General features: G+C 74.5%; 20 protein-coding genes. 10 read left to right on the forward strand and 10 right to left on the reverse strand.

From position 1 onward, the window contains the following. Positions 1–62: 62 nt before the first annotated feature. The gene (locus ACIOFR_RS08795; RefSeq protein WP_400993729.1) at positions 63–497 is read right to left on the reverse strand and encodes a MarR family winged helix-turn-helix transcriptional regulator; all 435 of its coding nucleotides are present in this window, start codon (positions 495–497) and stop codon (positions 63–65) included. A gap of 150 nt (positions 498–647) precedes the next feature. On the opposite strand from ACIOFR_RS08795, the gene ACIOFR_RS08800 reads away from it, so the two are divergent. After that, positions 648–1,016 (forward strand): VOC family protein, encoded by a 369-nt coding sequence (locus ACIOFR_RS08800; protein ID WP_400993731.1) that lies wholly within the window; start codon positions 648–650, stop codon positions 1,014–1,016. Here the strand turns inward: ACIOFR_RS08800 and ACIOFR_RS08805 are convergent. The 3 genes from ACIOFR_RS08805 to ACIOFR_RS08815 all read right to left on the reverse strand — a co-directional run bounded on the left by ACIOFR_RS08805 (position 970) and on the right by ACIOFR_RS08815 (position 3,856). Then, positions 970–2,709 carry a hydrogenase maturation protein gene (locus ACIOFR_RS08805; RefSeq protein WP_400993733.1) on the reverse strand — a complete coding sequence of 580 codons (1,740 nt, stop codon included), beginning with the start codon at positions 2,707–2,709 and terminating at the stop codon, positions 970–972. The genes ACIOFR_RS08800 and ACIOFR_RS08805 overlap by 47 nt on opposite strands. Before the next feature lie 118 nt (positions 2,710–2,827). Then, positions 2,828–3,373, reverse strand: a complete 546-nt coding sequence (locus ACIOFR_RS08810; protein WP_400993735.1) for an FHA domain-containing protein — start codon at positions 3,371–3,373, stop codon at positions 2,828–2,830. 72 nt (positions 3,374–3,445) lie between these two features. Continuing rightward, positions 3,446–3,856 (reverse strand): CBS domain-containing protein, encoded by a 411-nt coding sequence (locus tag ACIOFR_RS08815; protein ID WP_400993737.1) that lies wholly within the window; start codon positions 3,854–3,856, stop codon positions 3,446–3,448. A gap of 252 nt (positions 3,857–4,108) precedes the next feature. Between ACIOFR_RS08815 and ACIOFR_RS08820 the strand changes: the two genes are divergently transcribed. Next, entirely contained in the window at positions 4,109–4,531 is a 423-nt protein-coding gene (locus tag ACIOFR_RS08820; protein WP_400993740.1) for a DUF5994 family protein, read from the forward strand. A gap of 122 nt (positions 4,532–4,653) precedes the next feature. On the opposite strand, the gene ACIOFR_RS08825 is transcribed toward ACIOFR_RS08820, so the two are convergent. Beyond that, positions 4,654–6,120 carry an NCS2 family permease gene (locus tag ACIOFR_RS08825; protein WP_400993742.1) on the reverse strand — a complete coding sequence of 489 codons (1,467 nt, stop codon included), beginning with the start codon at positions 6,118–6,120 and terminating at the stop codon, positions 4,654–4,656. 262 nt (positions 6,121–6,382) lie between these two features. On the opposite strand from ACIOFR_RS08825, the gene ACIOFR_RS08830 reads away from it, so the two are divergent. From ACIOFR_RS08830 to ACIOFR_RS08840, 3 genes are all read left to right on the forward strand, one after another. Beyond that, positions 6,383–6,670: a DUF2530 domain-containing protein gene (locus ACIOFR_RS08830; RefSeq protein WP_400993745.1), complete on the forward strand. Its 288-nt coding sequence runs from the start codon at positions 6,383–6,385 to the stop codon at positions 6,668–6,670. Positions 6,671–6,779: 109 nt separating this feature from the next. Further along, a complete protein-coding gene (locus tag ACIOFR_RS08835) occupies positions 6,780–9,329 on the forward strand; it encodes an HAD-IC family P-type ATPase (protein WP_400993748.1) in 2,550 nt (849 codons plus the stop codon). A gap of 14 nt (positions 9,330–9,343) precedes the next feature. After that, complete coding sequence (locus tag ACIOFR_RS08840; RefSeq protein WP_400993750.1) at positions 9,344–9,631, forward strand: hypothetical protein; 288 nt, start codon at positions 9,344–9,346, stop codon at positions 9,629–9,631. Here ACIOFR_RS08840 and ACIOFR_RS08845 read toward each other — a convergent pair. Next, complete coding sequence (locus ACIOFR_RS08845) at positions 9,595–12,885, reverse strand: sacsin N-terminal ATP-binding-like domain-containing protein (protein WP_400993752.1); 3,291 nt, start codon at positions 12,883–12,885, stop codon at positions 9,595–9,597. The genes ACIOFR_RS08840 and ACIOFR_RS08845 overlap by 37 nt on opposite strands. A 196-nt stretch (positions 12,886–13,081) precedes the next feature. After that, positions 13,082–13,963 carry a DUF3027 domain-containing protein gene (locus ACIOFR_RS08850; protein ID WP_400994009.1) on the reverse strand — a complete coding sequence of 294 codons (882 nt, stop codon included), beginning with the start codon at positions 13,961–13,963 and terminating at the stop codon, positions 13,082–13,084. Positions 13,964–14,482: 519 nt separating this feature from the next. On the opposite strand from ACIOFR_RS08850, the gene ACIOFR_RS08855 reads away from it, so the two are divergent. From ACIOFR_RS08855 to ACIOFR_RS08870, 4 genes are all read left to right on the forward strand, one after another. Beyond that, entirely contained in the window at positions 14,483–15,811 is a 1,329-nt protein-coding gene (locus tag ACIOFR_RS08855) for an MFS transporter (protein WP_400994011.1), read from the forward strand. 93 nt (positions 15,812–15,904) lie between these two features. Further along, positions 15,905–16,423 (forward strand): hypothetical protein, encoded by a 519-nt coding sequence (locus ACIOFR_RS08860; protein ID WP_400993754.1) that lies wholly within the window; start codon positions 15,905–15,907, stop codon positions 16,421–16,423. A 10-nt stretch (positions 16,424–16,433) separates the two neighbouring features. After that, positions 16,434–17,177, forward strand: coding sequence for a futalosine hydrolase (locus tag ACIOFR_RS08865; RefSeq protein WP_400993756.1), 744 nt, complete (start codon positions 16,434–16,436; stop codon positions 17,175–17,177). Beyond that, positions 17,170–18,018 (forward strand): 1,4-dihydroxy-6-naphthoate synthase, encoded by an 849-nt coding sequence (locus tag ACIOFR_RS08870; RefSeq protein WP_400993758.1) that lies wholly within the window; start codon positions 17,170–17,172, stop codon positions 18,016–18,018. The genes ACIOFR_RS08865 and ACIOFR_RS08870 overlap by 8 nt, the downstream gene beginning before the upstream one ends. 24 nt (positions 18,019–18,042) lie before the next feature. Here the strand turns inward: ACIOFR_RS08870 and ACIOFR_RS08875 are convergent, their stop codons facing one another. Further along, a complete protein-coding gene (locus tag ACIOFR_RS08875) occupies positions 18,043–18,426 on the reverse strand; it encodes a cold-shock protein (RefSeq protein WP_400993759.1) in 384 nt (127 codons plus the stop codon). Between the two features lie 403 nt (positions 18,427–18,829). Continuing rightward, positions 18,830–19,969, reverse strand: coding sequence for an alpha/beta hydrolase (locus ACIOFR_RS08880; RefSeq protein WP_400993761.1), 1,140 nt, complete (start codon positions 19,967–19,969; stop codon positions 18,830–18,832). 190 nt (positions 19,970–20,159) lie between these two features. Between ACIOFR_RS08880 and ACIOFR_RS08885 the strand changes: the two genes are divergently transcribed. Continuing rightward, positions 20,160–20,411 (forward strand): hypothetical protein, encoded by a 252-nt coding sequence (locus tag ACIOFR_RS08885; protein WP_400993763.1) that lies wholly within the window; start codon positions 20,160–20,162, stop codon positions 20,409–20,411. Here the strand turns inward: ACIOFR_RS08885 and ACIOFR_RS08890 are convergent. Further along, on the reverse strand, positions 20,399–21,004 hold the full coding sequence (locus ACIOFR_RS08890) for an HAD family hydrolase (protein ID WP_400993765.1): 606 nt from the start codon (positions 21,002–21,004) through the stop codon (positions 20,399–20,401). The two genes, ACIOFR_RS08885 and ACIOFR_RS08890, sit on opposite strands and share 13 nt — an antisense overlap. Between the last annotated feature and the right edge of the window lie 46 nt (positions 21,005–21,050).

Genomic DNA, 21,050 nt, shown 5'->3' on the forward strand with positions numbered 1-21,050 from the left:
CTGCTGGTCTCTCTGATCGGTCCTGCGGTGATGCGGTACTCCTTCTGTTGCCGTGCCTGATGTCAGAGGTGCGCCAGCTTGTAGAGCACGGGCGCCGCCGCACGCAGCTGCGCCCACTCCTCCTCGGTGAGCCCGGCGGCCAGGTCGGCCAGCCAGGCGTTCCGCTTCCGACGGGACTCGGCGAGCATCTCGTCGGCCTGGTCGGTACTGCTGACGACCACCTGGCGGCGGTCCTCCGGGTGCGGTTCGCGCCGCACCAGCCCCTTCTCCTCCAGCATCGCGATGATCCTGGTCATGGACGGCGGCTGGACGTGCTCACGCCTGGCCAGCTCGCCGGGGGTGGCACTGCCGCACCGGCCGAGGGTGCCGAGCACCCCGATCTCGGTGGGACTCAACGACTCCTCGACCCGCTGGTTTCGCAGCCTGCGGGCAAGGCGCATCGCGGACGAACGCAGCTGGCTGATCGCCGCCAGGTCGTCCTCGGACATCTCGGGCATGTCCTTAGCCTATGTCATTACTTTCGCTAAGGAAAATCCATTACCCATCTGCCCCGTCCGGCGCGTCGCCATACATCCACCCCACGGATGCGGCATGATTATCGAACACCCGATCGATTCAGTCCGGTCCAGCCCAGGGAGACCACCGCCATGCCCGGATTCGCCGACCTCGCCATGGTCACCATCGACTGCGCCGACCCGGCCGCACTCGCCGAGTTCTACGCCGGTGCGCTCGGCTGGGAGATCGCCCACAGCCAGGCCGAGTACGCGATGCTGGCCAACCCCGTCGAGGGCGGCGCCCCGATCGGGTTCGGCCGGGTCGACGGCTACCGGGCCGCGCCGTGGCCCGACCCGAACGGCAGCAAGCAGTTCCACCTGGACTTCCACGTGGACGACGTGGAGCTGGCCGTCGCCCGGGCCCAGGAGCTCGGCGCCGTCCGCCCCGACCACCAGCCCGGCGAGGGCTGGACGGTCATGCTCGACCCGGCGGGCCATCCGTTCTGTCTCTGCCCGCGCTGACCTCCCGGACGGCCCCGCCGCCCGCGCCCGTGCGCAGGTGCTCGGGCGTCCCCGCCGGGCCGTCCCGGTGCACGAAGGCCCGTCGCAGCGCGTGGTACGGCTCGTCCGGGTCGAAGAAGTTCCGCCGCATCCGGGCCAGTTCGTCCGCGCGGTAGGCCGCCGCCGGGCGCACCCGCTCGTCCCGGGCCCGCCGGCGCTTCTTCGCGAGCAGCCGGTCGGCCAGGGCCGGGGAGGCCGCCAGCGCCGCCGCCTCCCGTTCCGCCCGGGCCCGAAAGGCAGCCGCGTCGCCGGCGAACACCCGGTCCACCAGGCCCAGTTCGACCGCCTCCGCCGCCCCGACCGGCAGCGCCGCCGAGGTCAGCCGGCCGGCCTGGTGCTCGCCGACCCGGCGCGGCAGCGTGTATGTCCAGTACTCCGAGCCGTACAGCCCCATCAGCCGGTAGTGCGGGTTGAGCACCGCCGAGGCCCGGCACCACACCTCGTCCGCGGCGATCGCCAGCATCAGCCCGCCGGCGGCGGCATTGCCCGCCAACGCCGACACGGTCAGCTTCTCGGTGGTCAGCACCGCCTCGACCAGGTCGTCCATGGCGTTGATGTTCCGCCAGGACTCCTCACCGGGGTCCTCGGCGGCCTCGATCACGTTCAGGTGGATGCCGTTGGAGAAGAAGTCCCGGGCCGGCCCGAGCACCAGCACCGACGTCGGCCGGTCGCACGCCGCCCGGTACGCGGCCAGCAGCCGTTCGCACCCGTCGGTGCTCATCGCCCCGCCGGGGAAGGCGAACTCCAGGTGGCCGACCCCGCCCGCCTCCCGGTAGCGCAGCTCGGACCAGGTCTCCCGCCGGGCCGCCGCGGCCGGCTCCACCGGCACCTCGGGCACCCCCGCGAGCAGGCCGCCCAGCACCCGCGCCGCGGGCAGCTTGTACGTCGCCGCACCGCCCGGCACCCGGCGCGGGCGCAGCTGCGGGATCCAGACCGCGCCGTCCGCGGTGGCCCGGCAGAGCGCGCCGTCCCGGGTCGCCAGCAGCTCGCCCGGCACGCCGCGCAGCCGGTCCTCCGGGTGGCCGCCGTGCAGGTAGTACTCCCGGCCGAACAGCGTGTCCAGCACCCCGGGTTGGGAGTCCGCGGCGCGCAGCCTGCGCAGCACCGCCGCGGTGGGGTCGGTGGCCCAGTCGATCCGCCGGAACTCCTGCGCGTGGTACGGGCGCAGCGGCCCGGTGGCACCCGGCGCCGGGACGAAGCCGCCGGCGAACCGTTCGACGGCCAGCGCCACCGCGCCCACGGCCGCGTCGGCGACCTCGGTGCGGTACAACTCGCTCTTGCCGCACGGCGGTACGGGGAACGACGCGGACGCCCAGACCGGCCCGGCGTCCATCTCGGCGACGGCCTGGAGCACCGTCACGCCCCACTCGGCGACACCGTCCGCGACCGCCCAGTCCAGCGAGGAGGGGCCGCGGTCACCCGGCGGGCCGGGGTGCACGATCAGCACGGTGCACCGGCGCCAGACGTCCTCCGGCACCGCCCGGGTCAGCATCGGGGCGACCACCAGGTCCGGGGCGAACCGGTCCAGCGCCTCCCGCAGCGCGTCGTCCCCCGGGCCGAGCTCGACGGCGACGGTGTGGCCGCGCCGGCGCAGGTCGACGTGGACGCGCTGGGTGAGGCTGTTGAACGCGCTGGCCAGCAGCAGGATGCGCACGGGTGCCCTCCGGCGGTGGGGAACGGATCCCACCGACGGTACCCAGGATGTGACACCGCGTCACCGCACCTGGCCGTGGGGGCGGCCGGATCCGACCGCCCGGCCGGTCACTCCACGCTCACTCCACGATCAGCTGGAAGCCGAGCCGCCCGAACCGCACCTGGTCGCCGGCCCGGACGGAGACCGCACCCACGACGCGCAGCCCGTTCACGAACGTCCCGTTGCTCGACCCCAGGTCCTGGAGCACCCAGCCGTCGGCCGCGGGCCGCAGCTCGGCGTGCACCCGCGACACCGAGGCGTCGCCCAGCCGCAGGTCCGACCCGGTCTGCCGGCCGATCACCACCCGGGCCGCGCCCGGGCCCGGCAGCCGCAGGCCGGGCAACTGCTCGGTCTCCCACGTCCGCCGCAGCCGGACCTGGAACGCCGACACCCGGGCCACCCCGCGCAGCACCACGCGCTGGAACCGCCCGTACGTCTGCAGGTCGGCCACCACCGTGGCCAGCTCGGCCCGGCTCCGGGCGGTCAGCACGAGCTCCATCCGCCGGATGAACGTGTCGTGCGACAGCTGCCCGTTGCCGACCCCCTCCCGCAGCACGTCCAGCGCCCGGTCGCGCTCGACCTGCGACGGCCGGGCCACCTGGGTGCGGAACTCAAGAGAGGTCATGAACAGATTGTCAGCGGCCCGCCGGGGCCCTGTCCAGATTCCCGCAGCACAGCCCCGCACCGACCGCGGCGATCACCCCTCGTGGACCACCCGGGCGAGCCGGTCCGGCGTGAGCACGCCCAGCAGGAACCCGTCGTCGTCCACCACCGGCCAGGCCGGCAGCGACTTGGCCGCCATCGCCACGGCCGCCACCGTGAGGGCCAGCTCCGGCCAGGCGTAGGGGCCTTCGTCGTGCGGGACGTCCCGGACCCGCACGTGCTCGGCGAGGCGCGGATCGGAGAGGAACGGGGCCAGCTGAGCCCTCGTCACGATCCCCGAACAGCGGCCGTCGTGGTCACGCAACACCAGGTAGGGGACGTCGGCCCCGCGCAGGATCTCGTTGGCGCTGTCGACGGAGGTGTCGTCGGTGATCTGGTAGTCGGGAACGACCATCACGGCCTCGACGGAGTCCGTCACCGTCGGCGGTCCCATGAGAACGGTCATGGCTGCACCGGCCTGCCCCCGGGCCGGCCGGAGGGCCGACCCGGCGTTGTCGCTCGCCCGGGACGAAACCGGAGGTGGGTGGCCGGGATGCGAAGTGCCCTGGGTGCCTCCACCGTACTCCGTTCGGCCCACACGGGGCGGGCCTGCGGTGGAGTACCGTGGACGTACCAAGGACGTACCCATATCGGCGACCGAGCCGGTGTCACCCTGGTCGAAGTCGGCCCCTCGACGGGCCGGGACGGGCGGCACCCCGTGTTGCCGGCACAGTCTCCCTCGCCACTCCTGCCCCGCCTGGCCCTGGAGTGCACCTTCTCCCGCAACGGCATGTTCGACGGTGCCTGGTGGCCCCGCACCCGCTACCTCGAAGCCGAACTCCCCGACCTGATCACCGCGCTGTCCGCCCACTGCGGTCGGATCCTCCGGGTCGGTCTGGACACCTCCACGTGGGACACCGTCCCCCGGTCCGTCCAGGTCGACGGCCTGCTCGTGCGGATCGGCCGCTTCAGCGCCAGCGGCAACACCATGAGTCTCAGCCGCGGCCTCCAGGACCAGTTCGTCCTGCTGGTGATCCCGCCGGACACCCCCGCCCACACGGCCGCCGCCGCCATGGCCCACGCCGCCACCCCGGGCAACAGCAGCACCGCCACCGACCTCCTGCACACCCGCCCGGCCTAGGGCCGCTCCACCCGACGCACGACTCCCGTTCGTGAGCTGATCAGGCACCGCCCGGTCAACGGATCGAGCCCTTCCCCCGAACGAGGGAAGGGCTCGACGTGCCGGCCGGCCGGGGGCGGCCGTCAGATCAGGCCGAAGGCGGGCATCACGTAGTAGAAGGCGAACACTCCCGCCACCGCGTACATCGCGACGGGCACCTCGCGGCCCCGGCCGGCGGCCAGCTTGAGCACGCAGAAGGTGATGAAGCCGATGCCCAGACCGTTGGTGATCGAGTAGGTGAACGGCATCATCACCATGGTCAGGAAGGCCGGGACGGCGATGGTGAAGTCGGCCCAGTCGATCTCGGTGATGGAGTTCGCCAGGATCAGGAAGCCGACGGTGACCAGGGCCGGGGTGGCCGCCTGGGCGGGGACCATGGTGGCGAGCGGGGTGAGGAAGAGCGCCACCAGGAAGAGTGCGCCGGTGACCAGCGAGGCGAAGCCGGTGCGGGCGCCCTCGCCGACGCCCGCGGTGGACTCGACGAAGCAGGTGTTGGCGGAGGACGAGGTCGCGCCGCCGGCGGCGGTGGCGATGCCGTCGACCATGAGGATGCGGTTGATGCCGGGCAGGTCGCCCTTCTCGTCCAGCAGGTGGGCCTCGTCGGCGACGCCGAGGATGGTCCCCATCGCGTCGAAGAAGCACGACATGAGCACCGTGAAGACGAAGAGCACCCCGGTCAGGGCCCCGACGTCGGAGAAGCCGCCGAACAGGTCCACCTCGCCGACCAGCCCGAAGTCGGGGGCGGCGACCGGGTTGCCGGGCCACTGCGGGACGGTGAGGCCCCAGTCGGTGCCGGGCAGCTGGGTGAGCTGCTGGATGAGCACGGCGACGCCGGTCATCACGACGATGCTGATCAGGATGGCGCCGGGCACCTTGCGGATCAGCAGCACCAGGGTGAGCAGCAGGCCGAGGACGAAGACCAGGACCGGCCATCCCAGCAGGTGCCCGTTGCTGCCGAGCTGCAGCGGGACGGTGGTGTGGGCGGCGTCCGGGATCCGGCTGACGAAGCCGGCGTCGACCAGGCCGACCAGGCAGATGAAGAGGCCGATGCCGATCGCGATGGCCTTGCGAAGGCCGAGCGGCACCGCGTTCATGACGCGTTCGCGCAGGCCGGTGGCGACCAGGATCATGATCGCGAATCCGGCCAGCACGACCATGCCCATGGCGTCCGGCCAGGTCATCCGCGGGGCCAGTTGCAGGGCCACGATGGTGTTGACGCCGAGGCCGGCGGCCAGGCCGATCGGGACGTTGCCGATCACGCCCATCAGCAGGGTGGTGAGCCCGGCGGTGAGGGCGGTCGCGGTGACCAGCTGGGCGCTGTCGAGGTGGGTCCCGTTCATGTCCACGGCGTTGGCCAGGATGATCGGGTTCAGCACCAGGATGTAGGCCATGGTGAAGAAGGTCGCGACACCGCCCCGGACCTCGCGGGCGAGGCTGGAGCCGCGCTCGGAGATGCGGAAGTAGCGGTCGACGGCGCCGGTCGGGGGGTGCGGCGCCGTCGGGTCGGGCTTGGCGTCCGACGCATCGGTCGAGTGGGCCAGCGGAGGCATTCGGGTGTCCTCGTCGGGTGGGGGCGGAGGAGGAAGGGCACCCGAGCGACGGTGGCCGGGTCCGCCGGGGTACTGGCGCTCGCGCTCCGGGAGAGCCGACCCGCCGGTGACCAACCGGAATGCCAAGTATGAGTTCCTGGGTCGTGCACGCGCCATCTTCGCGCGTAGAAGAGACCCCTTACGACAATCCCCGGGCATCTCCGGTCACCACGGCACCCCCGCCTCTGCCGCGCTCCCGCACCGCCCCCGTACGCTTGGCCCCATGCCGAAGACCCCGCTGCACCCCGCCCCTCCGCCGATGGAGGCCAATGACGTCGCGATCGTCGGCGGCGGCACGGTGCTGTGGTTCGTCGCCTTCGTCGCGCTGGTCCCCTTCCAGAGCACGCTGTCCGAGCACGACCACGGCACCTGGCCGTGGATCTGCCTCTCCGGCGGCCTGCTCGGGCTGATCGGCCTCTGGTACTGCGTCTCGCGCCGTTCGGCGATCCGCCGCGACCGCGAGGCGGCCGCCCGGGCCGACGGGCCGACGGCCGAGAACCAGCCGGGCTGAGCCGTCACGGCCCCAGGCCGGAGCCGCTCCCGCCGGGCCCGCCACCCGGTTGGCCCGAATCGCTACACAGTGGGGCGCAGCGGACAAATCACCCCCATAGAGTCGTGCCATGACGCACCCCGCGGAAGACTCCTCCGGTGTGGGGAGCGCCAGTCTCGGCGCCCGCCCGCCCGCCACGGCCGTCCCCGGTGCCCACGCGACCGGCCCCCGGCCGCCGCGGGCCGTCGGCCTGAGCTCGGCGGAGGTCGCCGAGCGGGTCGCGCGCGGCCAGGTCAACGACGTGCCGGTGCGCTCCAGCCGGTCCACGAAGGAGATCGTCCGGGCCAACGTCTTCACCCGGTTCAACGCGATCATCGGCGTCATGTTCGGCATCATCCTGGTGGTCGGACCGATCCAGGACGGCCTGTTCGGCCTGGTCATCGTCGCCAACACGGCGATCGGCATCATCCAGGAGCTGCGGGCCAAGAAGACCCTGGACAGCCTCGCCCTGATCGGCGAGGCCAGGCCCCAGGTCCGCCGCGACGGCACCGCGCAGGCGGTGCCCACGGCCGACATCGTCCTGGACGACACCGTGCTGCTCGGCATCGGCGACAAGGTCGTGGTGGACGGCCGGGTGACCGAGGCGGACGGCCTGGAGATCGACGAGTCGCTGCTCACCGGCGAGCCGGACCCGGTGCTCAAGCACCCTGGTGCCGAGGTGATGTCCGGCAGCTTCGTGGTGGCCGGCGCCGGAGCGTTCACCGCCACCAAGGTCGGGCGCGAGGCGTACGCGGCCCAGTTGGCCGAGGAGGCGAGCCGGTTCACCCTGGTGCGCTCGGAGCTGCGCAGCGGGATCAACGACATCCTGCGGTTCATCACGTACCTGTTGATCCCGACCGCGATCGGCCTGGTCATCAGCCAGCTGGCGGTGGAGGGCAACGACTGGCGGGAGGCGGTCCGCCGGATGGTGGCGGGGATCGTGCCGATGGTGCCGGAGGGACTGGTGCTGCTGACCTCGGTGGCGTTCGCGATCGGGGTGATCCGGCTGGGGCGCCGGCAGTGCCTGGTCCAGGAACTGCCGGCGATCGAAGGCCTGGCCCGGGTCGACACCGTCTGCCTGGACAAGACCGGCACCCTCACCGAGGGCGGCATGGACGTGGTCGAGCTGCGTCCGCTGCTGGCCCCCCACGGCGGGCGGAGCGGGAGCGACGGGCGCGCCGAAAGCGCCGGGACCGACGTGGACGGCGACCCCGGGCCGGGTGCGCCGCCGGCCGCCCACCCCTTCGCGGACCCGGAGCTGCTCCAGCAGGCACTGGCCGCGATGGGCGGTGCGGACTCCCGGCCGAACCCGAGCATGCAGGCGGTGATCGACGCGTTCGACCCCCCGCCGGAGGGGCGCTGGCGGGTGCTGGAGGCGATGCCGTTCTCGTCCGCCCGCAAGTGGAGCGGGGTGCAGTTGCTGGAGCCGCAGGGCACCGAGGGGAGCTGGCTGCTGGGCGCTCCGGACGTGCTGCTGCCGGCCGGCGACCCGGCGCTGGCCGCGGTGGACGAGCTGGGCGCCAAGGGGCTGCGGGTGCTGCTGCTGGGCCGCACGACGGTCGCGCTGGACGCGCCGGACCCGGCCGCCGGGCTGGAGCCGCTGGCGCTGCTGGTGCTCCAGCAGCGGCTGCGGGACGACGCGGCGCCGACCCTGCGCTACTTCGAGAGCCAGCGGGTCCGGGCGAAGGTGATCTCGGGCGACAGCGCGATCTCGGTGGGCGCGGTCGCCTCGCACCTGGGCCTGCCGGGGGCGGAGCGGCCGCTGGACGCCCGGGACCTGCCGGCGGACGGCGAGGCGCTGGCCGAGACGGTCGACGGGACCAGCGTCTTCGGGCGGGTGACCCCGCAGCAGAAGCGGGACCTGGTCGGCGCGCTGCAGTCGCGCGGGCACACCGTGGCGATGACCGGCGACGGCGTCAACGACGTGCTGGCGCTGAAGGACGCCGACATCGGGGTGGCGATGGGCACCGGCAGCGACGCGACCCGGGCGGTGGCGCAGATCGTGCTGCTGGACGACCGGTTCGCCACGCTGCCCTCGGTGGTGGCCGAGGGCCGCCGGGTGATCGGCAACATCGAGCGGGTGGCCAACCTCTTCCTGGTGAAGACGGTGTACTCGGTACTGCTGGCCCTGCTGGTGGTGTTCACCAACGTGCCGTACCCGTTCCTGCCCCGGCACTCGACGGTGCTGTCCACGCTGACCATCGGCGTGCCGGCGTTCTTCCTCGCGCTGGCGCCCAACAACGAGCGGGCCCGGACCGGTTTCGTCCGGCGGGTACTGCGGCTGGCGGTGCCCGGCGGGGTGATCGCGGGGACGGCGACCTTCACGGCGTACATGGTCGCGCGGTCCGACAAGTCGACCGACCTGGAGGCGGACACCAGCGTGGCGACGCTGACGCTGTTCATCGTGGCGATCTGGGTGCTGGCCATCGTGGCGCGGCCGTACACCTGGTGGCGGCTGCTGCTGATCGCGACGATGTGCGGGGCGTTCACGCTGGTGCTGGTGGTGCCGTGGCTGTCGGACTTCTTCCAGCTGTCGCTGCCGGGGGTGCGCGACACCTGGGTGGGGGTAGGGATCGCGGTGGTGGCGGGGTTGTTGCTGGAGGTGGTCTGGCGGGTGATCGTCCGCCGGGCGGACGCGTAGCGGCGGGGGGCGGCATGGCACGCAGGGGCGGGGAGCTGGAGGCGTTCATCGCCTTCGCGGCGGGCGGGGCGGCCGCGGTCACGGGCGCGCTGGCACTGCACGCGGTGGCCCGGCTGACCGGGCACGGCGCGCCGCGCGGCGGGATGCTGCTGGTGCTGCTGGCCCTGGGGGCCGGGTGCGCGGTACTGGTGTACCGCGCACTCCGGGCCCCGGAGGCCGCCCGGCAGGCGCAGGACCTCGCCTCGCTGCGCGACCTGAAGGACCGTCAGGACTCGAAGTCGCGGGCGGCCAGCAGCTCGTAGGCCCGGTCGGGCTCGGTGAGCGCGGTGAGGACCTCGAACCGGCGGTGCCACTGGCCGACCGACCAGGCCAGGCCGGCCGCGAGCCCCTCGGGGGTGGCGGCGTGCAGCAGGCCGGGCGCCGGGGGCACCTCGAACTCGTCGTCCTCGTCGGCCGTTTCGGCGTCCTCGGGGTCGTACGGCAGCTCGGGGGCGGCCGCGGCGCCGTCCCAGCGCCAGTGCACGGCGGCCTCGCGGCCGTCCGGGCCGACCACCAGCAGCTCCTCGTGCTCCTCGTACGCGGCGGGGCAGCCGGGCAGCAGCTCGCGGACGACGGCGGGCACCCGGTGCAGGCTGCCCTCGGAGAGCACCCGGCCGCCGGCCACCTCGCTGGCGAGCGAGACGTGCAGCCGTTCGGCGAGGTCCACGGCGAGCGCGGGGGCGACCGGCAGCACGGGGTGGCCGTGCAGCAGCTCGACCAGGTCGGGGGCGTCGGCGACGACCGCGTCGGCGGCGTCCACGACCACCGTGCGGTCGCCGCGCCGGCCGGTCTCCTCGTCCAGCGCGGTGAGCGCCCGCACGACGTCCAGCGACTCCACCCGCTCGGCCGGCAACTGGGCCAGCGCGGTGTAGATGCCGTGCAGTTGGCGGTGCGTCACCTCGGAGGCCGGGTCGGTGAGGCGGTCCAGCAGCTCCTCCGGGCCGTGCGGCTCGGCGAGCAGCGCGGCGAGCGTGGTGCGCACCCCGAGGGCGTGCAGGAACTGCTCGTCCAGGGCGGTGCGGGCCTCGTCGTAGAGGCCGCGCAGCAGCGGGTCCGCGCCGGCGGCCCGCAGCCCGGCCGGTTCGCGGCCGTCCAGCACCGGGTGGTCGCGCAGCCACCAGGCGGTGTACGGCGGCAGGTCGGTGTAGCTGCCGTCGGGCAGCAGGGTCCGGACGGGGTTGACCACGGCCTCGCGGTACGGCGGCCGGGAGAGCAGGGCGAGCGCCTCGGGCCAGGCCGTGTCGTCGACCAGGTCGAGGTCGCGGACGGCGAGCAGCTCGGCGGCGACCGGCGGGACGCCGAGGTCGGCGTCGTCGGCGTGCAGCGCCTCCAGCACGTCCTCGCACCAGTCGGCGAGGCCGTCGGGGGCCTCGTCCAGCAGGCCGGTCGGACGGCCGCCGGCGGCGCGGTCGGCGGGGGCGGTCGGGTCGAGCCGCTCCAGGTCGTCCGGGTCGAGCACCACGTCCTCGGCGCGGACCAGGGCGAAGCTGGACAGCACTCCGGCGGCGGCGAGGACGTCGGGGCCCCAGCGGTCCAGCAGGTCGTCGTCCACGTACCCGGCGTCGTCCTCGCGGGCGAGGGCGGCGAGCGGGCTGTCGGGCAGGATCAGCTCACCGGCCCGGGTCAGCTCGCCCTCGTCGTCGGGCAATGCCAGCCGGGCCAGCCAGGGGTGGCCGCCGGGGGTCGCGTCGGCGGCCTTGACCAGGGCGAGCACCGCGTCGGCGAGGTCCACGGCGGCGTCGAAGTCGTCCTCGCCGACCTCCAGCGAGCGGGCCACGGCGGCCCGGACCTCGGGGGTGTCCAGGACGCCCGCCGGGGTGGCGGTGCCGGCGCCCAGCTTGGCCAGCAGCGGGTGCGCGGCGTCCGGGTGGGCCAGCCGCAGGTCGAGCAGTTCGAGGGCCTCGGCAAGCGTCTCGGGGTACCCCTCGTAGCCGGCCCAGTCGGCGGCGTCGGAGGGCAGCAGCACCCGGCGCGGGCCGGTGACGGTACGGCCGTCGGCCAGCGGTACCGGGAGCGCGCCCAGCGCCTCCGGGTCGGCCCCACCGAGCGCCGCGTACAGGTTGCGCCACCAGGCGGGCTCGCGGTCCAGGCCGCCGAGCTGGTCGACCACCTCGGCCAGCGGCACCCGGCGCACGGCCAGGGCGCGCAGCTCGCTGCGGCGCTCCAGGCCGGCCGGCAGCAGGCCGGGGAAGATCGGGGCGAGCGCCTCGACGACCAGGTGGTCGGCGCCCTCCAGCAGGGTGGCGTCGCGCGGGCGCAGGGCCGGGGTGCCCTCGTCCACGGTGCCGGGGTGCGGCAGGAAGGGGGTGGCGGGCAGCCGCTCCAGGATCGCGGCGCGCAGGGCGTTGTCGAGCGCCCCCTGGCCGAGCGGGGCGGGCACCAGGCCGAGCGAGCCGAGGTCGGCGCCGCGGACCCGGAGCAGGTCGGCGTAGGCCTCGGCGGCGCGCTCGGTGAGGAAGTCGGTGAGCGGGCCGGGCGCGACGTGCCGGCGGGTGGAGTCCAGCGGGTACCCGGCGATCAGCAGGGCGGGCACGCCGAGCGGCTCGTCGCTCGGCGTGGGGGCGTGCACCACGGGGGTGGTGCGGGGCGGCTGCGGGGTGCCGTCGGCGGTGACCGGGACGGCCCAGGTCACCGACCAGTACGGGCGGGCGCGCTCCTCGGTGGTGCGGTCGGCGAGCAGCTCGGGGGCGATCTCGCCGGACCGGCTGACGGTCTGCCAACTGGCCTGCCGCTCACCGTCGGTGATGGTCACCAGGGTCGGCCCGCCGGGCTCCGCGAGCGTCGCGGAGCGGGTCAGGACGCGCACGCCGTCGGGGGTCTCGACGGTGACCTCGGCGAGGCCCGGCAGGGTGAGCAGCAGGGCGTCGTCGACCTCGGCCAGCAACCGGCGGGTGAGGTCCTCGGCGGCGGCATCGCGCAGCGGCAGCACCACGACCGTGTCGTAGCCGTCCGGGGCGGCGCCCTCGGCCGGGAACGGCAGGCGCAGCAGCGGGACGTGGCCCTCGCGGCGGCGCAGTTCCTCGGCGAGCTCGGGCCGGGCCGCGGCCAGCCCGTACGCCTCGGTGAGCGACCAGCGGACGCCGCCGTGGCCGCCGAGCACGGCCGGTTCGTCGCTGACGGCCAGCACCGCGGAGAAGCCGACGCCGAACCGGCCGACGGCGCCGTCGCCGTCGGCCCGCTTGGCGGAGGCGCGCAGGGTGGAGAGCGACTCGACGGCGGCGGCGTCCGGCGGGGCGCCGGTGTTCGCGGCGGCGAGGACGCCCTCGCGCAGGGTCAGCCTGAGGCGGCCGGGGCCGCCGCCGGCGCGGGCGGCGGCGTCCGCGGCGTTCTGCGCGAGCTCGACGATCAGCCGGTCGCGGTAACCGCCGAGGGCCAGTTCCTCCTCCGCGTTGGCGTCCTCGCGGAACCGTGCGGGCGCGGCCGTCCAGGCGTCCAGCACCCGCCTGCGCAGTCCGGCCGTGTCGAAGACGTCAGCCGCCTGTCCGTCCGTGCCGCTGCCGATGATCCGAGGCTCCACCGCGACCTGCCGCCTTCCGCCGAGCTGTCGTGCGTACGGGGGCATTCTTCCCTGCCCGGCCGACATCACCGACCACGGGTGGGCGCGGCGGGCCGGGCGCGAGCCGGTCGGCGGCCACCGGCCGCGGCGGCGCGGGCGGGAACGGCGAAGGACCCCGCCGGTTCGACGGGGTCCTCCGGAAGCGGTTGCCGGGCCGTCAGGAGTGGCCGAGCTCCTCGGCCGGGGCGTCCGGCTCGACCGAACCGCCGGTGCGGTCCGGTCGCAGCTGGAGCGGCTCGACCACGGTCTCGTCCAGGATCAGCTCGGAGGGGACGGGCGGGGCGGGCAGCACGGCGGCCTCGGAGTGCGCGCCGCAGCCGTAGCCGAGCGAGACCACCTGGCCGTCGGCCGGGCCGAACTCGTTGCCGCACACGCCGAACGCCTGGCCGAGCGAGCCGCCGATCGGGACCAGGAAGCCGCAGCTGGTGCAGGAGGCCGGGGCCGCCTGGGCCATCGGCGTCTGCGGGCCGAAGGTGGACTCCCAACGGTCGGCGGCCAGGTGCAGGCCGAGCCGGGAGAGCACCCGGGGCCGGCCGAGGCCGAGCTCCTCGGCGATCGCGCCGATCCGGGCCCGGGCCGGTGCGGGCTGGACGTCCGGGTCCGAGACCACGACCTCCTCCTCGGCGGCCAGCGCCACCGCGGAGTTGGGGGCGGGCTCGTCCTCGCCGGTCCAGCCCGGCTCCAGGCGCAGGTCGTCGGCGCCGGTCGGCAGCAGGTCGCCGGGGCCGAGGTCGCCGGGGCGCAGCCGCTCGCTCCACGGCACCCACTGGGGTGCGAGGACGGCGTCCTGGCCCGGCAGCAGGACGGTCTCGTCCAGCGTGATGTTCTTCGCCCGCGGCGCCCGCGCCACGGTCACGGCCCAGTGCCAGCCGCGGTACGCGGCGTCCAGGCACTCGAAGGTGTGGGTGACGACGCGGTCGCCGTCCGCCTGGACGCCGAGGTGGGCGCCCACGCTCTCGGGGCCCACCGCCTCCCCGGCGGCCTGGCGGGCGAGTTCGACGGCCTCGGCACAGAGCCGGTCCGGGGTACGGCTTCGCATCGCAGCGCTCACGGCGTCGATTCTCTCCCAGTCCTGTCGTTCCTGCGGTAGATATCCGGCCCACCGCCCCGCCGGGGCGGGCCCGCAATGCTGCCGACGGGCGTCGGCCCGCCGGGTACCGGTTCCATTCTGCTCGAACCGGGGACACCTCCGGGACGGGCCGCGCCGCCCTGACCCCTCCCCTGTGCCGTCCCGGCACACGCCGTAGTGCAGGCTACCCGCCAGTCGACCGGGGAGCACAGCCCGGGGCACCGCGACGGCCGCACCGGGCACCCCCGACACCGCCCGGACGGCGACTCGCCATCCGTACGCAAGCGTCAATCACTCGTCGCCCACGCCATTCTCGGGCAGGATTGCGATGTGGCGGACGACAATCCGTCGCAGCACGGGCCGCACTCCCCGCAGGGCGAGGACCACGCGGAGGCGCAGGCTGTGCCGCGACAGCCGACGGTCCCCCCGGCCGGCGAACCGGAGCCGCAGCCGGAGGACGACTCGGCGCGGCCCGCCCGCTCACGCAACGTGCTGACCCGCGGCGCCTCGGCCGCCGGCGCGCGCACCGGCAAGGTGGTGCACGGCACCGGGCGGCGGATCCGGCGGGCGACCTCCGCGGAGGGCGCCGGCGAGTCCGGCCTGGCCAAGCTGATCGAGCTGCACGCGCTGAACTCCTTCGGCGACATGCTGATCACCATCGCGCTGGCCTCCACCATCTTCTTCTCGGTGCCGACCGGCGAGGCCCGCGGCCGGGTCGCGCTCTACCTCCTGATCACGATGGCGCCGTTCGCCCTGCTGGCGCCGGTGATCGGCCCGCTGCTGGACCGGCTGCCGCACGGCCGCCGTTCCGCGATGGCGATGTCGATGCTGGCCCGCGCGGTGCTGGCCTGGACGATGGCCGGGACGATCGCCACCGGCGGCCTGGCGCTGTACCCGGAGGCCCTGGGGGTGCTGGTCGCCTCCAAGGCGTACGGGGTGGTGCGCAGCGTGGTGGTGCCGCGGCTGCTGCCACCGCAGCTGTCCCTGGTGAAGGCCAACTCGCGGGTCACGCTGGCCGGGCTGCTGGCCACCATGGTGGCGGCCGGGGTGGGCGGGGCGCTGCACCTGATCGGCCCGGGCTGGCCGCTGCGCGGGGCGTTCCTGGTGTTCGTGATCGGCACCCTGATGGCCTTCCACCTGCCGCACAAGGTGGACTCCGCCAAGGGCGAGCAGCGGGCCGTGCTGCACTCCGAGGAGCACGGGCCGGTCAAGGCCAAGGGGGTGCTGCGGGCGGTCGGCCCCTCGGTGATCCTGGCCCTGCGCGGGGTGGCCTCGCTGCGGTTCCTGGTGGGCTTCCTGGTGATGTTCCTGGCGTTCCTGATCCGCAACGACCCGATCGGCGGCCTGCCGGAGACGGCGGCACTCGGCGTGGTCGCGGCGGCGGCGGGGGTGGGCAACGCGCTCGGCTCGGTGTTCGGCTCCTGGCTGCGCACCAGGGGCTCCGAGGTGATCATCACCACGGTGCTGCTGCTGGCCACCGTGGCCGCCGCCGCGGCGGCGATCTGGTACGGCCTGCTGACCGTGGCCGTGGTCGCCGCGACGGCCGGCATGTCGGCCTCGCTGGGCAAGCTGGCGCTCGACGCGCTGATCCAGCGGGACGTCCCGGAGGCGGTCCGGACCTCGGCGTTCGCCCGTTCGGAGACCCTGCTCCAGCTGTCCTGGGTGGCCGGCGGGGTGGTCGGCATCTCGCTGCCGCTGAACGCGGTGCTCGGCCTGGCGCTCGCGGCCGGGGTGATGTGCGTGGCACTGCTGTTGACCGTCTGGTCGCTCTTCCGGATCGGCCCGCGCCGCTCCGCGGCCCGGCCCCGGGTGGCCTGACCCGCCCGGAGGATCGGCCGCCCGTGGGGACGCCGGGGCCGACTCGGCCACCCCGGCGCACCGTGATCGCGAAAGCCCGGTAGCCTCTTGCCCATGAGCCTCAGCACCCGTGTCATCGCCGCCCTCGGCGCCGTCGTCGTGATCGGCGCCGGCACGGTCGGCGGTTCGATCGCCTACGCCAGCAACCAGGGCAAGCCCGCAGAGCGCGAGGCGACGCTGGTCGTCGGCACCTCCTCGGTCCGCAGCGGTCCGCTCTGCTACAACGGCGGCAAGCCGCTCGACCAGGCGCAGATCGAGAAGTGCCAGGTGGACGCCAAGAAGGCCGGCAAGGACAAGAAGCTGGAATCCCTGGAGGTCGAGGCCGGCAACCGGGTAGGCGTCGGCGTGGACCCGGACACCGGCGACCGCGGCTGGTTCGCGTTCACCGACGGCGGTCAGCAGGGCCAGTCGCCGATCGCGCAGGAGGTCAAGGGCTCCACCTTCTCCGGCACGGTGCTCGCCTCCACGCTGCTGAACACCTCCGGCACCACCACGGTCACCGTGGTCGAGGCCGACCAGAAGACCAACGACATCTACGGCGTCTGGTACTTCGAGCTGCACACCGCGAGCTGACCCCTCCGCGATGAGCGCGTCCGACCACGAACAGCCCGGCCTCCCGCAGGCCGGGCTGCTGGTCGTCGTCGCGGTGCAGGCCGAGGCGGACGCGGTGCTGCGCGCGCTGCCCGGGGCCCGGCCGCTGCCCGTCCCGGGCGGCGGCGAGCTGCGGCGCGGCGAACACCCCGACGGCGTGCCGGTGGACGTCCTGGTCGGCGGTGTCGGCCCGGCCGCCGCCGCGGCCGGCGCCGCGGCCGCGCTGGCCGCACGGCCGTACGCCCTGGTGGTGTCGGCCGGGATCGCGGGCGGGTTCGCACCCGGCGCGCCGGTCGGCTCGCTGGTGGTGGCCGACCGGATCGTGGCCGCGGACCTGGGCGCCGAGACGCCCGAGGGCTTCCAGGACGTCGCCCGGCTGGGTTTCGGGACCGTCCGGCACACCCCTCCCCCCGCCGCCGTCCGGCTGGCCGCCGATGCCCTGGGGGCCGCCACCGGGGACGTCCTGACCGTCTCCACGGTCACCGGCAGCGCCGAACGGGCCGCGGCACTGACCGCCCGTCACCCGCGGGCGCTGGCCGAGGCGATGGAAGGCTTCGGGGTGGCCGAGGCGGCCGCCCGGTTCGGGACGCCGGCCTTCGAGGTCCGGGCCGTGTCCAACCCCGTCGGACCGCGCGACCGCGCGGCCTGGCGGATCGGAGAGGCGCTGGGGGCCCTGGAGCGGTCCTTCCACGCGCTGCCGTACCGAGCCCTGCTCCAGGAGGCCTCCCGTGGCTGAGCCGCTCAAGGTCGCCTACTCGCCCTGCCCCAACGACACCTTCGTCTTCCACGCCTGGGCGCACGGCCTGGTGCCCGGCGCGGCCGCGCCCGAGGTGACCTTCGCCGACATCGACCTCACCAACGGCATGGCCGAACGCGGCGAGCTCGACCTGCTGAAGATCTCCTACGGGCAGCTGCCCTGGGTGCTGGACGAGTACGCGCTGCTGCCCTGCGGCGGGGCGCTCGGCCGGGGCTGCGGGCCGCTGGTGCTGACCGCGGGCGAGCGGGACGCGGCCGCGCTGGCGGGTCGGACGGTGGCGGTGCCGAGCGAGCGCTCCACCGCGTACCTGCTGTTCCGGCTCTGGGCGGCGAAGGCCGTGCCCGGCGGCTTCGGGAAGATCGTGGTGCTGCCGTTCCACGAGATCATGCCGGCCGTCCGGGACGGCCGGGTGGACGCCGGCCTGGTGATCCACGAGGCCCGGTTCACCTACCAGCGCTACGGGCTGCACAGCCTGGCCGACATGGGCGAGGCCTGGGAGCTGGAGACCGGCCTGCCGATCCCGCTGGGCGCGATCGTGGCCCGCCGCTCGCTGGGCGCCGACCGACTGCGCGAGCTGGCCCGGACCATCCGCACGTCGGTCACGATGGCCTGGGACGACCCGGCCGCCTCCCGCGGGTACGTGATGGCGCACGCCCAGGAGATGGACCCGGACGTGGCGGACCGGCACATCGCCCTGTACGTGAACGAGTTCACCGCCGAGCTCGGCGAGGAGGGCCACGCCGCGGTGCGCGCCCTGCTCACCCGGGCCGCCGAGGAGGGTCTGGCCCCCGCGGTCGACCCGGGCGCGCTGGCGTTCTGACCGGGCCGGTGTCCTGAGCGTCGCTCAGACGTCGAACTGCTCGGCCACGGCGCGCAGCAGCACGGCCAGCTTCTGGCCGGTGGGCTTGGCCGGGTAGCGACCGCGCTGCAGCCCGGGCAGGACGGCGTCGAGCGTGGTGATCAGGTCCTGCACGATCGGGGCCATGTCGTCCGCGCTCTTGCGCTGGGCCGCCGCCACCGACGGCAGGGCCTCCAGCAGCGTGACGCTCATCGCCTGGTCACCGCGGTGACCGGCGACGATGCCGAACTCGACCCGCTGCCCCGGCCGCAGCGCGGTGACGCCGGTGGGCAGCGCCTTGGTGTGGACGAAGACCTCGCCGCCGTCGTCGCGCGACAGGAAGCCGTAGCCCTTCGTCTCGTTGAACCACTTGACCTGGCCGGTGGGCATCTCGAAAAGTCCTCGGTGTGGGTGTGGAGCGGCCTCGGCGCTGCGCCCGGGGCCCGCTGGGTGGACGCCGGACCGACCGCGCTCGGCGGATCGGCCCGGTGAGCGGGTCAATGATCTCTCAGCTGCTCACTCATGCGCTGGAAGAGACGCACTTCGGGGCCTGGCCGGGCCAGGGTGCGCAGGGGCGCTGTCCACTGGCTCTCACCCCCGCTCGGTAGGGCGGGTGTCCGCTCGGACCCCGCGCGATGGCTGCATACCCCGGCCGGGGCGAGGTCGAAACTCCCCGCTGCCAGGAAACTCCATGCAGTGACCGATGCCTGGTCACGGCGGGGCGGGACAGCGGCGGGAACCGGGCGGGAACGGGGCGGGAACCGGGCGGGCGCGGCGGGTCGGGCCGACGGGGTCAGGCCGGCGCGTTCAGGTGCTCGCTCAACCAGCCGAGCGAGGCCGGGAGCATCCGGTTCCAGGTGTTGAAGTTGTGGCCACCGGTCTCCAGCGTGATCGAGGAGACCCGGGTCGGCCCGCCCTTGGCGGCGGCGACGAACTGCCGGGTGCTCTCGTAGTAGTCGCCGTCGCCCTCCTTGCTGCCGCCGACCAGCAGCGAGACCGCCGGGTGCGGCAGGTTGGCCAGCCGCCAGGACAGGTCCGCCTCGTTGCGGCGCTGCTGCTGCCCGCCGAACAGGTCGCCGGTGGTCGGGTCGTCGGCCGCGCGGTAGTAACCGGAGAGCGAGACGGCGGCGGAGAACACCTCGGGGTGCTTCATCGCCAGCTTGAGCGCGCAGTAGCCGCCCGTGGAGTTGCCCACCAGGCCCCAGTCGCCGGGGGCGGCGCCGACCCGGTAGGAGCCGCGGATGGCGGCCGGCACGTCCTTGGCGAAGTACGACTCGGCCTGCGGGCCGCCGGGTATGTCCTCGCACTCGGTGTCGCGCGGCATCGCCGGGGAGGGGCGCATCAGTACCAGCACGGTCGGCTTCATCTTCCCCTCCCGGATCTGCTGGAGCTCCGTGGCGGGGTAGTTGAGCTTGGTGACCAGGTTCTTGGCGTCGCCGGGGAAGCCGGTGATGGCCATCGCGGCCGGGAACTTGCGGTTCTGGTACTCGGGTTGGAAGTACTGCGGCGGCAGGTAGACGTAACCCTCGGTGGCCAGACCGGTGGTGGCGCCCGGGATCCGGATCCGCTCCAGGCGGCCGACCACGGCCGGGTCACGGCCGACGGTGTTGGCGCCGCGCACGTTCTCGTTGCCGATCTGCTGGATGCCGGCCGTCCGGCGGCCGTCGGCGAACTGGTTCTCGATGTTCACCGGACCGTTGTCCGCGGTGCCCAGCAGGTCGTCCCAACTGCTGTAGAAGGCGAACGAGTTGTTGGCCGCCAGCCCCAGCGTGCAGACCACGGCCAGCTGGGTGGCGAGGATGGTGCCGATCCGGCCGCAGACCGCCGCCCAGCCGCCGCGGGCGAGCCGCGGCCACAGCCAGACCGTCCCGACCACCAGCAGGACAGAGACCAGCGCGGACAGCGCCAGCACCTTGTGACTGGTCAGACCCATGCGTGTGAAGCCCCTGTTTCCCGACGGCCCGGCCCCCGGGATCCCCCCGCAGAAGCCTCAGTACGACAACCTCCAGGGTGCCTGAGAACTCCCTGGGAAACCTGAGCGTACAGAGGGAGCCCCACCCCGCCGATCGGCGGGGGTCGGACGCTCTGTCAGACTGGACGGCCGAGCGGTGAAGGAGTCAGTTGTGAGCAGTCCGAGTGCAGACCGGGGCGACGCCCTCGTCCGGGCCGGGGCGATCGTCTTCGGCGCCGGGGCCGTGGCCACCCTGGTGACCTTCGTCCCGCTCTTCTTCGACCTGCCGCGCTTCCCCAGCCCGGCCTACTGGCTGTGCATGCTGATGCCGCTGGGCTTCCTGCTCTCGGTCACGGGGCTGTTCCTGTCCGCGCGGGCCCAGCGGCGGCGGGCCGTGGCGGGGCTCACGGCTCAGCCCGAGTAGCCCGCCAGCCAGGCCGGGAACCGGGTCAGGTCCGCCAGCACCACGTCGGCGCCGGCCTCGGCCAGCTCCTGCTCGCCGTACGGACCGGTGGCCACCGCGACCGCCACCGCGCCGGCCGCCCGGGCGCCCACCACGTCGCCGACGTGGTCGCCGACGTACACGCTCGCGCCGTGCTCGCGCAGCGCCGCCCCCTTGGTCTCCGCCCACAGGTCCCCCACCAGCACGTCCGCCCGCAGGCCGACGCCGTCCAGGTGCAGGCGGGCGTTGGGCTCGTACTTGCCGGTGATCACCGCCACCCGGCCGCCCCGCTCGCGGACCGCCCGGACGGCCTCGAAGGCGCCCGGCAGCACCAGGGTGCGGGGCACCGCGTGGTCCGGGTAGAGCGCCCGGTAGCGGTCGGCCATCTCGTCGACGTGCTCGGCCGGGAACCACTGCGCGATCTCCTGCACCAGCGGCGGGCCGAGCCGGCTGACCGCGAGGTCGCTGTCGATGAACGTGCCGGTCTCCGCGGACAGCACGTCGTAGGTGGCCTTGATCCCGGGTCGGGTGTCGAGCAGGGTCATGTCGAGGTCGAAACCAACGGTGAGCGCCATACCGCCAGCCTAGGACCCGCCCGCCCGACCCCGGCGGCCGACCCGA

The organism is Kitasatospora sp. NPDC088346 (genome assembly GCF_044740765.1).
Lineage (GTDB): Bacteria > Actinomycetota > Actinomycetes > Streptomycetales > Streptomycetaceae > Kitasatospora.

Bases quoted from the DNA above. Each gene is read 5' to 3' on its own strand.
- ACIOFR_RS08795 (WP_400993729.1), bottom strand. From the start codon at position 497: ATGCCCGAGATGTCCGAGGACGACCTGGCGGCGATCAGCCAGCTGCGT.
- ACIOFR_RS08800 (WP_400993731.1), top strand. From the start codon at position 648: ATGCCCGGATTCGCCGACCTCGCCATGGTCACCATCGACTGCGCCGAC.
- ACIOFR_RS08810 (WP_400993735.1), bottom strand. From the start codon at position 3,373: ATGACCTCTCTTGAGTTCCGCACCCAGGTGGCCCGGCCGTCGCAGGTC.
- ACIOFR_RS08815 (WP_400993737.1), bottom strand. From the start codon at position 3,856: ATGACCGTTCTCATGGGACCGCCGACGGTGACGGACTCCGTCGAGGCC.
- ACIOFR_RS08825 (WP_400993742.1), bottom strand. From the start codon at position 6,120: ATGCCTCCGCTGGCCCACTCGACCGATGCGTCGGACGCCAAGCCCGAC.
- ACIOFR_RS08830 (WP_400993745.1), top strand. From the start codon at position 6,383: ATGCCGAAGACCCCGCTGCACCCCGCCCCTCCGCCGATGGAGGCCAAT.
- ACIOFR_RS08835 (WP_400993748.1), top strand. From the start codon at position 6,780: ATGACGCACCCCGCGGAAGACTCCTCCGGTGTGGGGAGCGCCAGTCTC.
- ACIOFR_RS08840 (WP_400993750.1), top strand. From the start codon at position 9,344: ATGGCACGCAGGGGCGGGGAGCTGGAGGCGTTCATCGCCTTCGCGGCG.
- ACIOFR_RS08850 (WP_400994009.1), bottom strand. From the start codon at position 13,963: ATGCGAAGCCGTACCCCGGACCGGCTCTGTGCCGAGGCCGTCGAACTC.
- ACIOFR_RS08860 (WP_400993754.1), top strand. From the start codon at position 15,905: ATGAGCCTCAGCACCCGTGTCATCGCCGCCCTCGGCGCCGTCGTCGTG.
- ACIOFR_RS08865 (WP_400993756.1), top strand. From the start codon at position 16,434: ATGAGCGCGTCCGACCACGAACAGCCCGGCCTCCCGCAGGCCGGGCTG.
- ACIOFR_RS08875 (WP_400993759.1), bottom strand. From the start codon at position 18,426: ATGCCCACCGGCCAGGTCAAGTGGTTCAACGAGACGAAGGGCTACGGC.
- ACIOFR_RS08880 (WP_400993761.1), bottom strand. From the start codon at position 19,969: ATGGGTCTGACCAGTCACAAGGTGCTGGCGCTGTCCGCGCTGGTCTCT.
- ACIOFR_RS08890 (WP_400993765.1), bottom strand. From the start codon at position 21,004: ATGGCGCTCACCGTTGGTTTCGACCTCGACATGACCCTGCTCGACACC.